Annotated in this window: 17 protein-coding genes; 6 read left to right on the forward strand and 11 right to left on the reverse strand. The window is 60.3% G+C overall.

Annotated elements, in window-relative coordinates:
* Positions 1 to 56 precede the first annotated feature (56 nt).
* On the forward strand, positions 57 to 1,310 hold the full coding sequence (gene glyA / locus QRN41_RS21735) for a serine hydroxymethyltransferase (RefSeq protein WP_123479392.1): 1,254 nt from the start codon (positions 57 to 59) through the stop codon (positions 1,308 to 1,310).
* Positions 1,311 to 1,483: 173 nt separating this feature from the next.
* Here the strand turns inward: glyA and yjiA are convergent, their stop codons facing one another.
* The 3 genes from yjiA to QRN41_RS21750 all read right to left on the reverse strand — a co-directional run bounded on the left by yjiA (position 1,484) and on the right by QRN41_RS21750 (position 4,876).
* Positions 1,484 to 2,443 (reverse strand): GTPase, encoded by a 960-nt coding sequence (yjiA, locus tag QRN41_RS21740; protein WP_167418393.1) that lies wholly within the window; start codon positions 2,441 to 2,443, stop codon positions 1,484 to 1,486.
* A 153-nt stretch (positions 2,444 to 2,596) separates the two neighbouring features.
* The gene (locus QRN41_RS21745; RefSeq protein WP_003194308.1) at positions 2,597 to 2,794 is read right to left on the reverse strand and encodes a YbdD/YjiX family protein; all 198 of its coding nucleotides are present in this window, start codon (positions 2,792 to 2,794) and stop codon (positions 2,597 to 2,599) included.
* A 15-nt stretch (positions 2,795 to 2,809) separates the two neighbouring features.
* Complete coding sequence (locus QRN41_RS21750; protein WP_034139369.1) at positions 2,810 to 4,876, reverse strand: carbon starvation CstA family protein; 2,067 nt, start codon at positions 4,874 to 4,876, stop codon at positions 2,810 to 2,812.
* A gap of 174 nt (positions 4,877 to 5,050) precedes the next feature.
* Here QRN41_RS21750 and QRN41_RS21755 point away from each other — a divergent pair, with 174 nt between their 5' ends.
* Positions 5,051 to 5,419, forward strand: coding sequence for a PilZ domain-containing protein (locus QRN41_RS21755; protein WP_034139370.1), 369 nt, complete (start codon positions 5,051 to 5,053; stop codon positions 5,417 to 5,419).
* A gap of 2 nt (positions 5,420 to 5,421) precedes the next feature.
* On the opposite strand, the gene QRN41_RS21760 is transcribed toward QRN41_RS21755, so the two are convergent.
* The 4 genes from QRN41_RS21760 to katB are packed head-to-tail and all read right to left on the reverse strand — an operon-like array spanning position 5,422 to position 9,708.
* Complete coding sequence (locus QRN41_RS21760) at positions 5,422 to 6,150, reverse strand: hypothetical protein (RefSeq protein ID WP_285422130.1); 729 nt, start codon at positions 6,148 to 6,150, stop codon at positions 5,422 to 5,424.
* 16 nt (positions 6,151 to 6,166) lie between these two features.
* Positions 6,167 to 7,534 carry a DNA repair protein RadA gene (radA, locus tag QRN41_RS21765; protein WP_017528869.1) on the reverse strand — a complete coding sequence of 456 codons (1,368 nt, stop codon included), beginning with the start codon at positions 7,532 to 7,534 and terminating at the stop codon, positions 6,167 to 6,169.
* 35 nt (positions 7,535 to 7,569) lie between these two features.
* Positions 7,570 to 8,109, reverse strand: coding sequence for an ankyrin repeat domain-containing protein (locus tag QRN41_RS21770; RefSeq protein ID WP_236217794.1), 540 nt, complete (start codon positions 8,107 to 8,109; stop codon positions 7,570 to 7,572).
* A gap of 57 nt (positions 8,110 to 8,166) precedes the next feature.
* Positions 8,167 to 9,708 (reverse strand): catalase KatB, encoded by a 1,542-nt coding sequence (gene katB / locus QRN41_RS21775; protein ID WP_094066019.1) that lies wholly within the window; start codon positions 9,706 to 9,708, stop codon positions 8,167 to 8,169.
* Positions 9,709 to 9,995: 287 nt separating this feature from the next.
* Here katB and mscL point away from each other — a divergent pair, with 287 nt between their 5' ends.
* Positions 9,996 to 10,412: a large-conductance mechanosensitive channel protein MscL gene (gene mscL, locus QRN41_RS21780; protein WP_034100843.1), complete on the forward strand. Its 417-nt coding sequence runs from the start codon at positions 9,996 to 9,998 to the stop codon at positions 10,410 to 10,412.
* A 46-nt stretch (positions 10,413 to 10,458) separates the two neighbouring features.
* Here the strand turns inward: mscL and QRN41_RS21785 are convergent, their stop codons facing one another.
* Positions 10,459 to 11,235: a ferredoxin--NADP reductase gene (locus QRN41_RS21785; RefSeq protein WP_167418390.1), complete on the reverse strand. Its 777-nt coding sequence runs from the start codon at positions 11,233 to 11,235 to the stop codon at positions 10,459 to 10,461.
* A 459-nt stretch (positions 11,236 to 11,694) separates the two neighbouring features.
* Here QRN41_RS21785 and QRN41_RS21790 point away from each other — a divergent pair, with 459 nt between their 5' ends.
* Together QRN41_RS21790 and QRN41_RS21795 are read left to right on the forward strand one after the other, a co-directional pair.
* Entirely contained in the window at positions 11,695 to 12,405 is a 711-nt protein-coding gene (locus QRN41_RS21790) for a helix-turn-helix transcriptional regulator (protein ID WP_167418389.1), read from the forward strand.
* 124 nt (positions 12,406 to 12,529) lie between these two features.
* On the forward strand, positions 12,530 to 13,654 hold the full coding sequence (locus QRN41_RS21795) for a methyltransferase (protein ID WP_285422131.1): 1,125 nt from the start codon (positions 12,530 to 12,532) through the stop codon (positions 13,652 to 13,654).
* Positions 13,655 to 13,726: 72 nt separating this feature from the next.
* Here QRN41_RS21795 and QRN41_RS21800 read toward each other — a convergent pair whose 3' ends face one another.
* The 3 genes from QRN41_RS21800 to QRN41_RS21810 are packed head-to-tail and all read right to left on the reverse strand — an operon-like array spanning position 13,727 to position 16,354.
* A complete protein-coding gene (locus QRN41_RS21800) occupies positions 13,727 to 13,894 on the reverse strand; it encodes a DUF2474 domain-containing protein (protein WP_080758794.1) in 168 nt (55 codons plus the stop codon).
* A gap of 11 nt (positions 13,895 to 13,905) precedes the next feature.
* Positions 13,906 to 14,913, reverse strand: a complete 1,008-nt coding sequence (cydB, locus tag QRN41_RS21805) for a cytochrome d ubiquinol oxidase subunit II (RefSeq protein ID WP_034100851.1) — start codon at positions 14,911 to 14,913, stop codon at positions 13,906 to 13,908.
* A gap of 1 nt (position 14,914) precedes the next feature.
* Positions 14,915 to 16,354, reverse strand: a complete 1,440-nt coding sequence (locus QRN41_RS21810; RefSeq protein WP_034115175.1) for a cytochrome ubiquinol oxidase subunit I — start codon at positions 16,352 to 16,354, stop codon at positions 14,915 to 14,917.
* Between the two features lie 319 nt (positions 16,355 to 16,673).
* Here QRN41_RS21810 and QRN41_RS21815 point away from each other — a divergent pair, with 319 nt between their 5' ends.
* Complete coding sequence (locus tag QRN41_RS21815) at positions 16,674 to 17,918, forward strand: MFS transporter (protein ID WP_034139377.1); 1,245 nt, start codon at positions 16,674 to 16,676, stop codon at positions 17,916 to 17,918.
* Positions 17,919 to 18,233 lie beyond the last annotated feature (315 nt).

Genomic DNA, 18,233 nt, shown 5'->3' on the forward strand with positions numbered 1-18,233 from the left:
AAAACCCATTGGGTTAGAATGCCCTCCTTTTCTGCCCCCGATCCTTGAGGACCGCCATGTTCAGCCGTGATTTGACTATTGCCAAGTTCGACGCCGATCTCTTCGCCGCCATGGAGCAAGAAGCCGTGCGCCAGGAAGAGCACATTGAGCTGATCGCTTCGGAAAACTACACCAGCCCCGCGGTCATGGAGGCTCAAGGTTCGGTTCTGACCAACAAGTACGCCGAAGGCTACCCAGGCAAGCGCTACTACGGTGGTTGCGAGTACGTCGACGTGGTTGAGCAACTGGCCATCGACCGCGCCAAGGAGCTGTTCGGCGCTGATTACGCCAACGTCCAGCCACATGCCGGCTCCCAAGCCAACAGCGCCGTGTACCTGGCCCTGCTGCAAGGCGGCGACACCATCCTGGGCATGAGCCTGGCCCACGGCGGTCACCTGACCCACGGTGCCAGCGTGTCCTCCTCCGGCAAGCTGTACAACGCCGTTCAATACGGTATCGATGCCAATGGCCTGATCGACTACGACGAAGTCGAGCGCCTGGCAGTCGAGCACAAGCCAAAAATGATCGTGGCCGGTTTCTCTGCCTACTCGCAGATCCTGGATTTCCCACGCTTCCGCGCCATCGCCGACAAAGTGGGCGCGTACCTGTTCGTGGACATGGCCCACGTGGCCGGTCTGGTCGCCGCTGGCGTCTACCCGAACCCGGTGCCTTACGCTGACGTGGTCACCACCACCACCCACAAGACCCTGCGCGGTCCGCGTGGTGGCCTGATCCTGGCGCGCGCCAATGCCGAGATCGAGAAAAAGCTGAACTCCGCCGTATTCCCAGGCGCCCAGGGTGGCCCGCTGGAGCATGTCATCGCCGCTAAAGCGATCTGCTTCAAGGAAGCACTGCAACCTGAGTTCAAGGCCTACCAGCAACAAGTGGTGAAAAACGCCCAGGCCATGGCCAACGTGTTTATCGAGCGCGGCTTTGACGTGGTCTCCGGCGGTACTGAGAACCACCTGTTCCTGCTGTCGCTGATCAAACAGGACATCTCCGGTAAAGATGCCGACGCTGCCCTGGGCAAAGCCTTCATCACCGTGAACAAGAACTCGGTACCGAACGACCCACGTTCGCCGTTTGTCACCTCCGGCCTGCGCTTCGGCACCCCGGCGGTGACCACTCGTGGCTTCAAGGAAGCCGAGTGCAAGGAGCTGGCCGGCTGGATCTGCGACATCCTGGCTGACCTGAACAACGAAGCCGTGATCGACGCAGTGCGCGAGAAGGTCAAGGCGATCTGCAAGAAGCTGCCGGTATACGGCGCTTGATCGCAGTAGCTTGAACAAGAAGCCCGGCTCTTGAGCCGGGCTTTTTTATGCCTGCTCTGCAACTTGAAATGAGATCAACTGTGGGAGGGGGCTTGCCCCCGATTACAGGGTGTCAGGCAAGCGCTATGCCATTGGTACAGCGATATCGGGGCAAGCCCCCTTCCACATTGCATTCAGGGTTGGTAGACCTTGGCAAAGCCTTCGCGGATTTTGTCTTCCGGCAACTCATCGGCAATAAACACAATCACACTTTCCCGCGCCTCACCCTCGGCCCACTCGGTGTCCCAGTCGAAGCCGTAGAGCTTCAGCACGCCCTGAAACACCATGCGCCGATCTTCCCCGGCAATGTTCAGCACGCCTTTGTAGCGCAGCAATTGTTTGCCGTGGTCTTCCAGCAGTTCGTTCATAAACTCACTGAGGCGGTCGATATCCAGCGGCTGGTCGGTGCGCAGCACCAGGCTGGAGATACGGTCCACGGAAGGCGCGGCACTCACCGGGCGCAGGCTCATGCCGGCGTTGAGATTGAAACCGCGCACGTCGAGCAATTCGCCCAGATCGATCTGCCCATGGTCAACCACACGAATCGGCGCGCGACGGTTGATGCGGGTCAGGCGTTCGCTGAGGGCGTCGAATGTGGCGTCGTCCACCAAGTCACGCTTGCTCACCAGCAGGCGGTCGGCAAAGCCAATCTGCGCCTGGGCGATGGCCTGGGTCAGGTGGTGCTCGGCGTGGGCTGCGTCCACCAGAGTGATGATGCCGTCGAGGATGTAGCGCTCGCGCAATTCCTCGTCGATGAAAAAAGTCTGGGCCACGGGAGCGGGGTCGGCCAAGCCAGTGCATTCGATCACCAGGCGGTCGAAGGCGATTTCGCCACTGTCCAGGCGTTCAAGCAGCAGGTACAGGGCTTTGGTCAGGTCCGTGTGGATGGTGCAGCACACGCAGCCGTTGGACAGCGTCATGACTTGCACCGGCTCCTCACCCAACAGCTGGGTGTCGATACCGGCGTCGCTGAATTCGTTTTCGATCACGGCGATTTTCAGGCCGTGTTCGGCTTTGAGCAGGTGGCGCAGCAAGGTGGTTTTACCGGCGCCAAGGAAGCCGCTGAGAACAGTAACGGGAATGGGAGAGGACACGACAATTCTCCTTATAGCTGAAGAAACACAAAACAAATGTGGGAGGGGGCTTGCCCCCGATAGCGGCGTGTCAGTGGCAGATAAGTGCCTGACACACTGCTGTCGGGGGCAAGCCCCCTCCCACAAGGATCACTGTCAGCGCGGATTACCCGGTCAACAGCACTTGGGCCCACCCTTGCCACCGTAACGGGCTTCCTGGCGTTCGCGGAAGAACGCCTTGTAGTCCATCACCGGTTTGTCCGGGTGCTTGGTTTGCATATGCTCGACGTAGGTGTCGTAGTCGGGCATGCCGACCATCAGGCGTGCGGCCTGACCGAGGTATTTACCCAGGCGACTGATGTCATTGAACATGGTTGCAATCCTCGATCATGCGTCCGGTATGGCCTGGAACGGGGCTTCTTTATCCGTGCGTTCTTTGTTGCCCCAGGCGGCAACGCCGACCTTGAGCGCATAGAACAGGATGCTGAACACCACGAACAGAAACAGCGCCGTCAGCGTCGCGTTGGTGTAGGCATTCCAGATCACATGCTGCATCTGGTCGATGCTCTTGGCCGGCGCGAGGATCTGGCCGCCGGCCAGGGCATCGCTGTACTTCTTGGCCAGGGACAGGAAGCCGATTGCCGGGTTGGCGTCGAACAGCTTGATGAAGCCTGCGGTGGTGGTGCAGATCAGCAGCCAGACCGCCGGCAGCATGGTCACCCAGATGTAGCGCTGGCGTTTCATTTTGATCAGCACCACGGTGGCCAACATCAGCGCGATACCCGCCAGCATCTGGTTGGAGATACCGAACAGCGGCCACAAGGTATTGATGCCGCCCAGTGGGTCGATCACCCCTTGGTACAGCAGGTAACCCCACATCGCTACGCAACCAGCGGTCGCGACCAGGTTGGCAGTCCACGACTCGGTACGCTTGAGCGCCGGCACGAACGAACCCAGCAGATCCTGCAGCATGAAGCGACCGGCACGAGTACCGGCGTCGACAGCGGTGAGGATGAACAAGGCTTCGAACAGAATCGCAAAGTGGTACCAGAACGCCATGGTGTTTTCACCCGGCAGCACACTGTGCAGGATCTGCGCGATCCCCACCGCCAGGGTCGGCGCACCGCCGGCACGGGCCAGGATGGTGGTTTCGCCGATGTCATGGGCCACCGCCTGCAGCGCTTCCGGGGTGATAGCAAAACCCCAACTGCTGACGGTCTGCGCCACGGCCATCACATCCCCGCCAACGACGGCGGCCGGGCTGTTCATGGCGAAGTACACACCCGGCTCGATCACCGAGGCCGCCACCATCGCCATAATGGCCACGAACGACTCCATCAACATGCCGCCGTAACCGATGTAGCGGGCGTTGGTTTCGTTATCCAGCAGCTTGGGCGTGGTGCCCGAGGAGATCAGCGCGTGGAAACCCGAGACCGCACCGCAAGCGATGGTGATGAACAGGAACGGGAACAGCCCGCCTTTCCACACCGGGCCGGTGCCATCGATAAACTGGGTCAACGCCGGCATTTTCAGCTCGGGCATGGTGACCAGGATGCCGATTGCCAGAGCAATGATAGTGCCGATCTTGAGGAAGGTGGACAGGTAGTCCCGTGGGGCCAGGATCAGCCACACCGGCAGTACCGCCGCTACGAAGCCGTAGCCGATCAGCATCCAGGTGATCTGCACGCCGGTAAAGCTGAACGCCTTGGCCCACACCGGATCGGCGGCAATCTGCCCGCCCAGCCAGATCGAACCGAGCAGCAACAGCACGCCGATGATGGAGATTTCACCGATACGGCCTGGGCGGATGTAACGCATGTAGATGCCCATGAACATCGCGATCGGGATGGTCGCCATCACGGTGAAGATGCCCCATGGGCTCTCGGCCAGGGCCTTGACCACGATCAGGGCCAGCACCGCGAGGATGATGATCATGATCAGGAAGCAGCCAAACAGCGCGATGGTCCCCGGAATGCGCCCCATCTCTTCGCGCACCATATCCCCCAGGGAACGGCCATTGCGACGGGTGGACAGGAACAGCACCATAAAGTCCTGCACCGCACCGGCCAGCACCACACCGGCAATCAGCCACAGCGTGCCGGGCAGGTAACCCATTTGCGCTGCCAGTACCGGGCCGACCAGCGGGCCTGCGCCGGCAATTGCCGCAAAGTGGTGACCGAACAGGATGTGCTTGTTGGTCGGCACATAGTCCAGACCGTCGTTATTGAGCACTGCGGGGGTGGCCCGCCGTGGGTCGAGCTGCATCACATTGTTAGCGATGAACAGGCTGTAGTAACGGTAAGCAACCAGGTAAATGGCCACTGCGGCCACCACAATCCACAAGGCGTTGATCGCCTCGCCGCGGCGCAAGGCCACTACGCCCAGGGCGCACGCTCCTACGATTGCCAGCACCAGCCAGGGTAAGTGGCGTAGCAGGCTATTATTATTTTTCATTTTTATATTCCAGCCAGGGTGGACAGAAAGGACAACCACCCGGAGTTTAGCGCTGTTGGCCTCAAAGGCCACCCCCCTCCATTGGTCTAGAGCCTTGCAACGCTGAAAAAAGCAGAAAAAACCGCCCAATGATGGCGCAGGGCTACACTCCATCCATCTCCAGAGGGTTTCACCATGACCGATCACCCATCCGACCGCCGCTGTTTCCGCCGCATCGCCCTGGATGCGAAAACCGAACTTCGACAAAACGGCGAGGAATGGCCGGTAAAGTTGGTGGATTTGTCGCTAAAGGGCCTGGCGGTAAAACGGCCGGAGTCTTGGAAGGGCAATAAAGCCCTGCCGTTCGACGTCGATATCCGTCTGGACCCGAAGGCGCATATCAAAATGCAGGTCAAGCTGACCCACGACGATCACGGCCAACTGGGCTTTGTGTGCAGGGAAATCGACCTGGATTCGATCAGCCACTTGCGGCGGCTGATCGAGTTGAACCTCGGCGATCAAGCGGAACTTGAGCGAGAGTTGGGCGCGTTATTGGAGGTATAGGCTCAGGGAAACGCTTCGCGGCTGGGAAACTCGTCCTCCATGTCCCAGTAGCCCTTTTTCTGACTCGACGCGACTTGCCATTGCCCGTCGACATAGCGATACGTCTGGTAGCGCGTGGTGAAATCGTCCTCACCGTCGCCGTCCATAAAAGACGATACCTGCAACAGTTCATCCGGCCCGCCATTGGCCGGTGTCGCCACCTGCCAGTCAGCCTTTCCCGTGTGCGCCAGGGTCAGCGGTTGGGACTTGCCGTCCGCGCCAGTGAAGCTCAGCGGTGTAAGTTGCTGTTTGGCCGGTAGCAGCATCTGGGTGGCTGGGCCGCTGTACGTGCCCATCGGCGCAGTCATGTCGATGCTCAAAAAATACACAGGCTCGGGCAACCCCTTGAGCGGGGCCTCGCTGACCTCGGCCAGTGGGTAGCCGAGGTCCTGTTGCGCGATCACCTGATCGGCAGCCGACACCAGGCGCACTTGAGCCTCAAGCAACGGGTTGTCGACCAGATCGCCGGGCTCGTCGAACGAGTCCTCATCCAGCCCGCTGCCCCAGCTATCCTTGTGCATCTGCGCGCTGATGCGCTGGTCTTCCAGGATCTGCAACTGGCTGCCCTGTTCGGTTGCCAGGGTTTGCGCCAGGCGATAGCCCGCCGGCAGCGCCGCCGCCCAGGTCATAGCGCAGGCGGCGGTCAGGGTGACAAATAGGGCGGCAATGCCCCAGTGCTTGGATCGTTGCATAGCGGCCCGTCCTGATTTATTCGAAAAGTGCATCCAGCGCCTGCTCCAGTCGCGTCACCGCAATGATCTGCAACCCCGCCGGCGCTTCCTTCGGCGCGTTGCCCTTGGGCACGATCGCGCGCTTGAAGCCGTGCTTGGCGGCTTCCTTGAGACGTTCCTGACCGCTCGGCACCGGGCGCACTTCGCCGGACAGGCCGACCTCACCGAATACCAACAGGTCGTGGGGCAATGGCCGATTGCGCAGGCTGGACATCACCGCCGCCATCAACGCCAGGTCCGACGCGGTTTCCAGCACCTTGACCCCGCCGACCACGTTAAGGAACACGTCTTGATCGTGGGTCGGAATGCCGCCATGGCGGTGCAGCACCGCGAGCAGCATCGCCAGACGGTTCTGATCCAAGCCAAGGGTGACGCGGCGCGGGTTGGCCAAATGGCTGTCATCCACCAGCGCCTGCACTTCCACCAACATTGGCCGGGTGCCTTCCCACGTCGCCATTACCACGCTGCCGGGGACTTCTTCTTGAGCGCGAGTCAGGAAAATCGCCGAAGGGTTGGAGACTTCTTTCAACCCGCGGTCGGTCATGGCGAATACGCCCAGCTCGTTGACCGCGCCGAAGCGGTTTTTCACTGCCCGCAACAAGCGCAGACGGCCGTCGGACTCGCCCTCGAAATACAAAACCGTGTCGACCATATGTTCCAGCACCCGAGGCCCGGCCAAGGCGCCTTCTTTGGTCACATGGCCGACCAAGAAAATCGCCGTGCCGCTCTGCTTGGCATAACGCACCAGCAGCGCCGCGCTCTCACGCACCTGGGACACGCCGCCCGGTGCCGATTGCAATTGCTCGGTGAAAATCGTCTGGATCGAGTCGATCACCATGACTTTCGGCTTTTCGATCCGCGCCGTGGCGATGATGCTTTCGATGCAGGTCTCGGTCATCACCCGCAACTGGTCCTGGGGCAGGCCCAGACGGCGGGCACGCATGGCCACTTGTTGCTGGGATTCTTCACCGGTGACGTACAGCGCCGGCATGCGGCTGGCAATGCTGCACAAGGTCTGCAACAGGATGGTCGACTTGCCGATGCCTGGGTCGCCGCCGATCAGCACCACTGAGCCATCCACCAGGCCGCCGCCCAGCACCCGGTCAAGTTCGCCGGAGGCCGTGGAAAAACGTGGGATTTCTTCGACGCTGACTTCAGCCAGGGTTTTGATCTGCGCCTGCTGCCCGGTCCAGCCGGCGCGGCCGGTAGGCGCCGCCGCCCCGCCGCTCTCGATCATGGTTTCCGTCAGGGTGTTCCACGCCCCGCATTCGCCGCACTGGCCGGCCCACTTGGGAAAGGTCGCGCCGCACTCCGTGCAGCCGTACATGCGCTTGGCCTTTGCCATTCGAGAACCTCCAACCGAAAAACCGCGATGATAGCTCAGCGCGACGCCGGGGTCCGGATTTCACCACTGGCCAATCGCGAGGCGCTATTGCCCACCGGGTCTTCGGCGTTGAGGTCGGCGCCCTTGGCCTTCAGTTCCTCCAGCAGTTCGACGCGCTTGAACAGCCCGGCGTACATGGCGGCGGTCTGCCCGGCGCCGTTGCGCTGGTCGGGGTTGCAGTCGGTGGCCAGCAAGCGCTGGGCGATTTTCAGCTCACCCTTGAAGATCGCGCCCATCAGCGCGGTATTGCCGCGCTTGTCCTGCACACAGGCATCGGCACCGGCAGCGAGCAAACGATCCACGAACGGAGCCTGGCCGTGGTAGGCGGCCAGGATCAGGGCGGTGTAGCCCTTGTCGTCCTGGGTATTGAGGCTGTAGCCGGACTCGATGAAGGTATTGAGCATGTCGAGGTCGCCACGGCGGGCGGCGTCGAAGTAATAGTCCTGCAACTGCGCTTTGAGCGCGGCGGGATCGGGGGATTCAGCCTGGGCGGTGAACGCCAGCAAGGCGATCAGCAAACCAATAGTTAGACGCATGGGGTTTCTCCTGCCAGGGATCGGCGCCGCTGGCCGGCGCCGATCGGAACCAACGGATCAGTCGGTCAGTTTGTCGGCCAGCGCCTTCACGCGGGCCAGGTCACCCTTGGCGACCTTGGCCACGCCAGTGCCGTATTCCGGGTCAGCCTTGTAAAGGAAGGACAGGATGATGTGCTTGCTCACGTCGTCCGTTGTAGCCAGGGAGCCACCGAAGTTTTCGATCAGGTTCTGACGCTCTTTCTGACTGTACGAACGGTACAGATCACCGGCCTGCTTGAAGTTCTGCTCACGCTGGATCTTCGCCTGCTGGGTGCTGCCGGTCAGCGGCAACTGGCTGTAGCGCGCGGCTTGGGGCTCTTCCCGCGGCTCCAGGCGGCTTGGCTGATAGTTCACGCCGCTGCTGGTTTTACCGCTGTTCATCGCGCCATCCTGGTTGCCGTTGTTGACGGTCACGCGTGGGGCGTTGATCGGCAGTTGCAGGGCATTGGCGCCCAGGCGGTACATCTGGGTATCGGCGTAGGAGAACACACGACCTTGCAGCAGGCGGTCTTCAGACGGCTCGATGCCCGGCACCAGATTGGCCGGTGCCATGGCGACCTGTTCGGTCTCCTGGAATACGTTGGCCGGATTGCGGTTCAGTACCATCTGCCCCACTTTGCGCTCGGGCACATTCGGCCAGATCTTAGTAGCGTCCAGTGGATCGAAGTCGAACTTGGCCAAGTCTTCCGGCTTGAGCACCTGCACATACAAGTCCCACTTAGGGAAGTCGCCCTTGTTGATATGGGTGACCAAGTCGTTAGTCATATGGCTGTAATCACGCCCTTGCACATCGACCACTTGTTTCGGATCCAAGTTCTTGATGCCTTGCAGACTCTTCCAATGGAACTTGACGTAGTGCACTTCCCCTTTGGCGTTAATCAACTTGTAGGCATGTACGCCATTACCGTCCATCTCCCGGTAACTGGCAGGCGTGCCGTAGTCCGAGTACAACTCGGTGAGGGTGCGGGTTGCTTCGGGAACATGGGAGAAGAAGTCGAAACGGCGGGAGTCGTCGTCCAGGTTAGTGCGCGGGTCGGGTTTGAATGCGTGCACCATATCCGGGAACTTGATGGCGTCGCGGATAAAGAACGTCGGGAAGTTATTCCCGACCAGGTCCCAGTTGCCGTCGGCCGTGTAGAACTTGGTGGCGAAGCCGCGCGGATCACGCAGGGTTTCCGGGGAATGGTTGCCATGCACCACGGCGGAGAAGCGCACGAACACCGGGGTGGTTTCGCCGGGAGCAAATACTTTGGCCTTGGTCAGGTCGCTGAGGCCATCGGTGACGGTGAAGGTGCCGTGGGCACCGGTGCCGCGCGCGTGCACCACGCGCTCGGGGATGCGTTCGCGGTCGAAGCGTTGCAGTTTCTGAATCAGTTGCACGTCTTGTAACAGCACCGGGCCGGTGGCGCCGGCGGTCTGGGAGTTCTGGTTGTCGCCAACGGCGGCACCGTTGTCACGCGTGAGGGTGGCGGCGTGTACAGACAGGGAAAGCAGGCTGGCGGTGGCCAGGATCAACGCGTGTCGCGTCAAAGCCGGGCCGCGGCTGAGTGAGTTGTTCATCAAGGTTTCCTCTGGTTTTTTTGATGCACATTCAGTTGTGCTTGCCAGAGGCTAGTGACCCAAGAGTCAGAAGATAAATAGAAAAGCCGTACCAGCCCGATTAATAAAATAATGTGGTAAGCCACTGAAATGCCGGGTATTTCGCGCGCGATTGATGGCACTTTGCAAACTATTTGCGTTTTAATGTGTCGATAAAAACCAACAGTGTTAAGAGTTGTTTCGCGCAAGCCCGCAACGACTGACTTACACTGAGCCCCACCCTTCTCATCTGTAACAAGGAATAACCTATGGGCGTGATCAGTGAGTTCAAGGCCTTCGCGGTCAAAGGTAATGTGGTCGACATGGCCGTCGGTATCATCATCGGCGCCGCCTTCGGCAAAATTGTTTCCTCGTTTGTAGGCGACGTGGTGATGCCCCCTCTCGGTCTGTTGATCGGCGGGGTGGACTTCGGTGATCTGGCGATCACCCTCAAGGCCGCCCAAGGCGATGCACCGGCCGTGGTGCTGGCCTACGGCAAGTTCATCCAGAGCGTGGTCGACTTCCTGATCGTAGCGTTTGCGATCTTCATGGGCGTGAAGGTGATCAATCGTCTCAAGCGCGAAGAGGCCAAGGCGCCGACCCTGCCGCCGACGCCGACCAAGGAAGAAGTGTTGCTGGGCGAGATCCGCGATCTGCTCAAGGCACAGCACGACAAACCGCTTTAAACCGCAGCGGTTTGGAAAAAAGGCGCCTCCAGCAGGCGCCTTTTGTTTACCAGTAGTTTTCCACCGCCACCTGGCCAGGGCGTCGGGATAGCGACAGATTCATGTCGCGTTTTTTCAGCAACTGACGGGTGTCATCGACCATTTGCGGGTTACCGCAAATCAGCACGCGCGAGTGTTCGGGGCTCAACTCTACGCCGGCCGCGCGCTCCAGCTCGCCGTTTTCGATCAGCGTGGTGATACGCCCATTCAGTGCGCCAGGGTGCTGCTCGCGGGTGACGATGGGCAAGTAGGTAAGCTTATGCGCGTACTCGGCCAGGTACTCGCGCTCGCCCAGCTCCTTAATCAACGCCTGATAGGCCAGTTCCTTGGCTTCGCGGGCGCTGTACACCAGGATGATGCGCTCGAATTTCTCCCAGGCTTCGAAGTCCTGCAGGATCGACAGAAACGGCGCCACCCCGGTGCCCGTGCCCAGCAGCCATAGGTCACGGCCATCGACGAAGCGGTTCAACGTCAAGTAACCCGTGGCCTGGCGCTCCACCATCAACGTATCGCCGACACGCAGGCGGCTCAGTTCACTGGTGAACTCCCCGCAGGGGACGACGATCGAGAAAAAATCCAAATATTCATCGAAGGGCGCCGACACCACCGAATACGCACGCCAGACCGTGCTGCCATCGGCTTTGGTGACGCCCAGGCGCACAAACTGGCCGGCGGTAAAACGAAAGCCGGGGTCACGGGTGGTACGTAGGGTGAACAGGCTGGGGGTCAGCGATTGCACATCGAGCAAGGTCTGACAGGTGTATTTTTCAGCACTGGCCGTCATGGGGAACTCCGTTCTGCAGAAGGCGCTAGTGTCCCTCAAAGCAGCGCCGGCTAACACCGATGATTGATATCTCCCGACTCAATGTGCGATCGAGTAACAATCTAACGCTGTAAAAGACCACTAACTATTTAAGGTTATTTGCGCCACAAGCCTGCATCAACACGCACTAACTATTTGGCTATTAACCCACTCCCAAACTAAAACCATTCCCTATCACCCAACCAAAAGATATCAATTTGATATTACGAGCAACCCCCTTAAATCCGATGGGGAGTCCTTAAGCAAGGCAAAATTAATTACACAGAATTCCGAATCTTGTATAAGTCCAACCCCTTAAATAGCTACCTAACATACTGATTTTTTCACACAACTAAGTAGCCCGTGTCCTACACTCTTTTCCGTGCAGCGTTGGGATTCAGGACGTACCCAAGTCACACATACATCCATGGAGAGTTATCGATGGTCAACTGGCGCAATACACGGCTCCCCAAACTGGAAGAAGAGAACGAGATCACCAGCGTATTCGAAATGGTTATCAATGAAACATATTCACTCGGCTTCCAATTCTGCTCTTTCAAGATGAGTGCACAAAGTCAAACCAATCAATCTATCGCCTTTGAGAAAAACAACTATCCAAACGAATGGAACGCGCTATACCGGGAAGCGCATTTCTCCGACACCGATCCTGTCATGTCTCACTGTCAACGCTCTGTCCTGCCCTTTGTCTGGAAAGAAAGCGCGTTTCACAGCGCACCTCACTTGTGGGAACTGGCTACCTCCTATGGCGTTCATCTGGGCTGGACTCAACCACTGCATGGGCCTCAGGGCGTCTTCAGCATGCTGACATTAAGTCGTGGCAGAGGTGAGATCACACCGGAGGAGCTGTATGAAAAAGCCGGCAATGCGCTCTGGCTGTGTCACGCAATGCATACCGTGGTGGCGCATAAGTACGCCGATGGGCCAGCCGCGAAGCCATGCAGCAAGCTGACGCCGCGAGAGATCGAAGTATTGCGCTGGTCTGCACTGGGCAAGACCGCCGCCGAGATTGCGCAGATCCTGTGTTTGTCCGAACGCACAGTCGGCTTTCACAATTGCAGCTCGATGCGAAAACTGGGGGTCAACAATAAAATCGCGGCCGTGATGGTGGCCGCAAAGGCTGGGTTTCTTTAAACATCGCATGTAATCCCCATGAAAAAACCGTAACATTTACGACCAGTTCCGGGTGATGACGCGGCGCGCGCCGTCGTGTCGCCGTTCACCCCAATGGTTCGATTACCCAGAGTTTTCTCCCCCCATGCCCCTGCTCGACAGCCCCTTCGCTCAGCTCAATCTGATCCGCCAACCCGAGCAGCACAACGACCCGCTGCAAGCCTTCGACGCCGCCGACGAATACCTGCTCAACCACTTGGCCGCCCAGCAGCCGAGCGTCGACACCCGCGTGCTGGTGCTCAATGACAGCTTTGGCGCCTTGGCGGCCAGTCTGCAAGGCCAGGTGCAGGTGGTTTCCAGCGGCGACTCGTTTCTGGCAGCCCAGGGCCTGGAAAAAAACCTGGTGCGCAACGCCAAGGCGTTCGATGCAGTGCCGTTCATTCCCGCCAGCGAAACCCCCACCGAGCCGTTCGACCGCGTGCTGATCCGCGTGCCGAAAACCCTGGCGCTGCTCGAAGAACAGTTGATCCGCCTGCAAGGCCACCTGGCCCCGGGCGCCGAAGTGATCGCCGGGGCGATGGTCAAACACCTGCCACGCGCGGCCGGCGACCTGCTGGAGCGTTACATCGGGCCAATGCACGCCTCACTGGCGGTGAAGAAAGCTCGCCTGTTGATCGCCACCGTTGCCGAGCGCCCCGCCGCCGTCTCGCCCTACCCGACCCGCTACCGCCTGGATACACCCGCCATCGAGCTGCTGAACCACGCCAACGTGTTCTGCCGTGAAGGCCTGGACATCGGCACCCGCGCCTTCCTGCCGCACTTGCCCACCGGCCTGGGTAACGCCCGCGTTGCCGACCTCGGCTGCGGCAACGGCGTATTGGCGATTGCCAGCGCACTGCACAACCCCGACGCCCACTACACCCTGGTGGACGAGTCCTACATGGCCGTGCAATCGGCCCGTGAAAACTGGCAGGCCGCGCTGGGTGAACGTGACGTGAGCGTGCGCGCCGCCGATGGCCTGGCCGGCCAAGAGCCGCAGTCCCTGGACGTGGTGCTGTGCAATCCGCCGTTCCACCAGCAGCAGGTGGTGGGCGATTTCCTCGCCTGGCGCATGTTCCAGCAGGCCCGCGAGGCTTTGGTGGTGGGCGGTGCGCTTTATATCGTCGGTAACCGTCACTTGGGTTATCACAGCAAACTGGCGCGGTTGTTCCGCGGCGTCGAGCAAGTGGCGGCCACGCCCAAGTTCGTGATTCTCAAAGCGCGCAAATAAAAAAAGACCCCGCCCCTACAAGATGTAGGAGCAGGGTCAAAAAACCGTGCCGCAAGGCAACGGGATGGGATGTCAGTGAGTGGTCAGGCCGGCCGCATTCATAAACATGCGCATCAGGCTGGCGACAACAAACAGCACCAGCACACTGCCGGTCCAGATCATTGCCAACCACCCCAGGCGCCGCCACAGCGGCTGCTTTTCAGCCTGTTCGATCTCGTGCAACGAGGGTTTGCCGGACATGTCACGCCCTCCTAGTGATAACCGTCTTCGTGGGTGACCTTGCCGCGGAACACGTAGTAGCTCCAGAAGGTGTAACCCAGAATGAACGGGATGATGAACAAGGTGCCCACCAGCATGAAGCCTTGGCTCTGCGGCGGCGCGGCGGCGTCCCAGATCGATACGGACGGCGGCACGATGTTCGGCCACAGGCTGATCCCCAAGCCGCTATAGCCGAGGAAAATCAGCACCAACGTCAGCAGGAACGGCGTGTAGTGCGCATTGCGGGCCACCGCGCGGATCAGCCCGTACATGGTCACCAGCACCAGCAGCGGCACCGGCAGGAACCAGAACAGATTTGGCAGGGTGAACCAGCGCGAGGCGATTTCCGGGTGCGACAGCGGGGTCCACAGGCTGACGATGCCGATCACCGCCAGCACCACGAACGCCAGCGGCCGCGCCAGGTTGTGCATCTGTTCCTGCAATTTGCCTTCGGTCTTCATGATCAGCCAGGTGCAGCCCAGCAACGCATAGGCGACGATCAGCGCCACGCCGCAGAACACGGTGAACGGCGTGAGCCAGTCCAGCGAACCGCCGGCGAACTGGCGATTGACCACCGGAATGCCATCGATAAATGCCCCAAGCGCCACGCCCTGGAAGAACGTCGCCGCCAGCGAACCGCCGATAAAGGCCTTGTCCCACAGGTGGCGCTTGGCGTCTTTGGCCTTGAAGCGGAACTCAAAGGCCACGCCACGGAAGATCAGCCCCACCAGCATCAGGATCAGCGGCAGGTACAGCGCCGACAGCACCACCGAATACGCCAGCGGAAACGCGCCGAACAACGCCGCGCCGCCCAGCACCAGCCAGGTTTCGTTGCCGTCCCAGACCGGCGCGACGGTGTTCATCATCACGTCGCGGTCGACCTTGCCGGGAATAAACGGAAAGAGGATGCCGATACCCAGGTCGAAGCCGTCCATCACCACGTACATCATGATGCCGAAGATGATGATCACGGCCCAGATCAGCGGAAGATCAATACCCATCTCAATTCCCCTTATGCTGGATGTGGTCGTGGTGGTCGTCGGTGCCATCGTCGGCCGCCGACAACGGACGCGCCGGTGTGCGTTTCTGGCCGGGGCCGCCGTGGGTCGGTTCGGTACCTTCGTGGGTCACGGGGCCTTTGCGCACCAGGCGCATCATGTAGCCCAAGCCCGCACCGAACAGCGCGAAGTACACCACCACGAACAACACCAGGGTGATGGTCATCTGCGCCAGGCTATGCCCAGACGACGCATCCGCCGTGCGCATCAGCCCGTAGACCACCCACGGCTGACGCCCGATTTCGGTGGTGAACCAGCCGGCGAGGATCGCGATCAACCCCGAGGGGCCCATCCACAGCGCCAGATACAGGAACGGTCTGGAGGTGTACATCTTGTCGCCCCGGCGCAGCCACAGGCTGAACAGACCGGTAAAAATCATCAGGAAACCCAGCCCGACCATGACTCGGAACGACCAGAACACAATGGTCGAATTCGGCCGGTCCTCAGGCGGGAACTCCTTGAGCGCCGGCACCTGTTTATCCAGCGAGTGAGTCAGGATCAGGCTGCCCAGGTATGGAATCTCTACGGCGTACTTGGTTTTTTCCGCCTGCATATCGGGCCAGCCGAACAGGATCAGCGGCGTAGGCTCATTGCCTTTGTTTTCCCAGTGGCCTTCGATCGCGGCGATTTTCGCCGGCTGGTGCTCCAGCGTGTTGAGACCATGGAAGTCACCGATCACCGCCTGGATAGGCGCCACGATCAATGCCATCCACATGGCCATGGAGAGCATTTTACGGATCGCCGGGTTGTCCTTGCCGCGCAGCAAGTGCCAGGCCGCCGAGGAGCCGACGAAGAACGCCGTCGCCACGAAGGCCGCCGTGGCCATGTGCATCAGGCGATACGGGAACGATGGGTTGAAAATTACCGCCAGCCAGTCGGTGGGAATCACACGGCCGTCGATGATTTCAAAGCCCTGGGGCGTCTGCATCCAGCTGTTGGAAGCCAGGATCCAGAACGTGGAGATCAGCGTACCCACCGCCACCATGACCGTGGAGAAGAAGTGCAGCTTGCGCCCCACCTTGTTCCAGCCGAACAGCATCACGCCGAGGAAACCGGCTTCCAGGAAGAAGGCAGTAAGCACTTCGTACGTCAGCAGCGGCCCGGTAACCGCGCCGGCGAAGTCCGAGAAGCGGCTCCAGTTGGTGCCGAATTGGTAAGCCATAACCAAGCCCGAGACCACGCCCATGCCGAAGTTGACGGCAAAGATCTTCGACCAGAAATGGTAGAGGTCACGGTAGGTGTCGTTATGGGTCTTGAGCCACAACCCTTCCAGCACTGCAAGGTAACTGGCCAGGCCGATGGTGATCGCCGGGAACAGGATGTGGAATGAGATGGTGAACGCGAACTGAATTCGGGCGAGATCTAGCGCCTCCAAACCGAACATAAGTCTTCCTCTGTCAGGTAATACCGGCTGCTGGCGGGAGCCTGCACCCACTGCCCCCACGGATATGGAGTGTGGCGAATTTCAATTCGTTTCTTTTTTTAACCAACCACGTAGGGAGTCTGGCCTTGCGGCCCGCCAGAGCAAATCCTGGAAAAAATTTGATCTGGATCAATTACAGCTCAAAGAGTAGTCCCATTTTCTGCGTCCAGTTGTGTGGTCGATTGACGCGTGACAGGCTGCCTCACCCCGGTTCTCGCAACTATTTGTTACAGCTTGATGCTAATCTCGCGGTTCCCTCCGGCCTTGATCTGAATGCCCGATGCCTACTGAACCCGCGTTGCTGTTGCGTCACCACCGCCCTTTTATCGCGTTCTGGCTGGCGCGGATCTTTACCGCCAGCGGCTTCCAGATGCTCACCGTGGCCATTGGCTGGAACCTCTATCAACTGACCGGCAACGTGCTGGACCTGGGCTTGGTCGGCTTGGTGGAGTTCGTGCCGCGCGTGCTGTTTATGCTGCACACCGGCCATGTGGCCGACCGCTATGAGCGACGTAAAGTCGCGGCTATTTGCCAGACCGTGCAGGCGCTGATCGCGCTGTCCCTGGCCATTGGTGGCCTGACCGGTACCGTGACCCGCGAGATGATCTTTATCCTCGCCTTCCTGCTCGGTGCCGCGCGCTCCTTTGAATTGCCCACCACACAAGCGCTGCTGCCGAGCATCGTGCCCAGCACGCTGTTCCCGCGCGCCGTGGCGTCGTCGCAGTCGGCTCAGCAACTGGCCACCATCGTCGCCCCGGCGCTGGGCGGTCTGCTCTATGCGTTTGGCAGCGTGTGGGTGTATGGCCCCACCGTGGTGCTGTACCTGATCGCCTGCACGCTGACCCTCAACCTGCCCGCCCGCCAGACGCCGCTGAACAAAGGCAAGGCCACTCTGGATTCACTGCTGGCCGGCATCCGTTTTATCCGCAGCCGCCCGGACATCCTCGGCGCCATCTCCCTGGACCTGTTCGCCGTGCTGCTGGGCGGCGCCACCGCGTTGCTGCCGGTGTTCGCCAAAGACATCCTGCTGACCGGCGCCTGGGGCCTGGGCCTGTTGCGCTCGGCGCCGGCGGTGGGGGCATTGCTGATGTCGTTGTGGCTGGCGCGTTTCTCGGTGGACCGTCATGTCGGCCGCGTGATGTTCACCGCCGTCGGCGTATTCGGCGTGGCGACCATCGCTTTCGGCCTCTCGACGTCATTCTGGTTTTCCCTGGCGGTGCTGGTGGTGTTGGGCGCGGCGGACATGATCAGCATGGTGATCCGTGCCTCGTTCGTGCAGTTGGAGACGCCGGACGAAATGCGCGGGCGCGTCAGTGCCGTCAACGGCCTGTTTATCGGCGCGTCGAATCAACTGGGCGAATTCGAATCCGGCATCACCGCCCACTGGTTCGGCACCGTGCCCGCCGTGGTCATGGGCGGGATCGGCACCCTGGTGGTGACCGGGGTGTGGATCAAACTGTTTCCCACCCTGGCCAAGCGCGATCGCATGCATGTGCCAGAACCGGTTTCCCCGCCCACCGCCTAACCTTTATGGCAACAAGTTCAATGTGGGAGAGGGCTCGCCCTCGATAGCGGTGTAACTGTCCAGGCATCTATTGACTGAACACCGCCATCGGGGGCAAGCCTCCTCCCACACCGGTCTCACAGCCATCGCATAGCCACTATGGCAACAAGCTCAATGTGGGAGAGGGCTTGCCCTCGATAGCGGTGTAACTGTCGAGGCATCTATTGACTGAAACACTGCTATCGGGGGCAAGCCCCCTCCCACACCGGTCTCACACCCAACGCATAGCCACTATGGCAACAAGCTCAATGTGGGAGAGGGCTTGCCCTCGATAGC

The sequence above is a fragment of the Pseudomonas sp. efr-133-TYG-23 genome, from assembly GCF_030209215.1.
Taxonomy (GTDB): domain Bacteria; phylum Pseudomonadota; class Gammaproteobacteria; order Pseudomonadales; family Pseudomonadaceae; genus Aquipseudomonas; species Aquipseudomonas rhodesiae.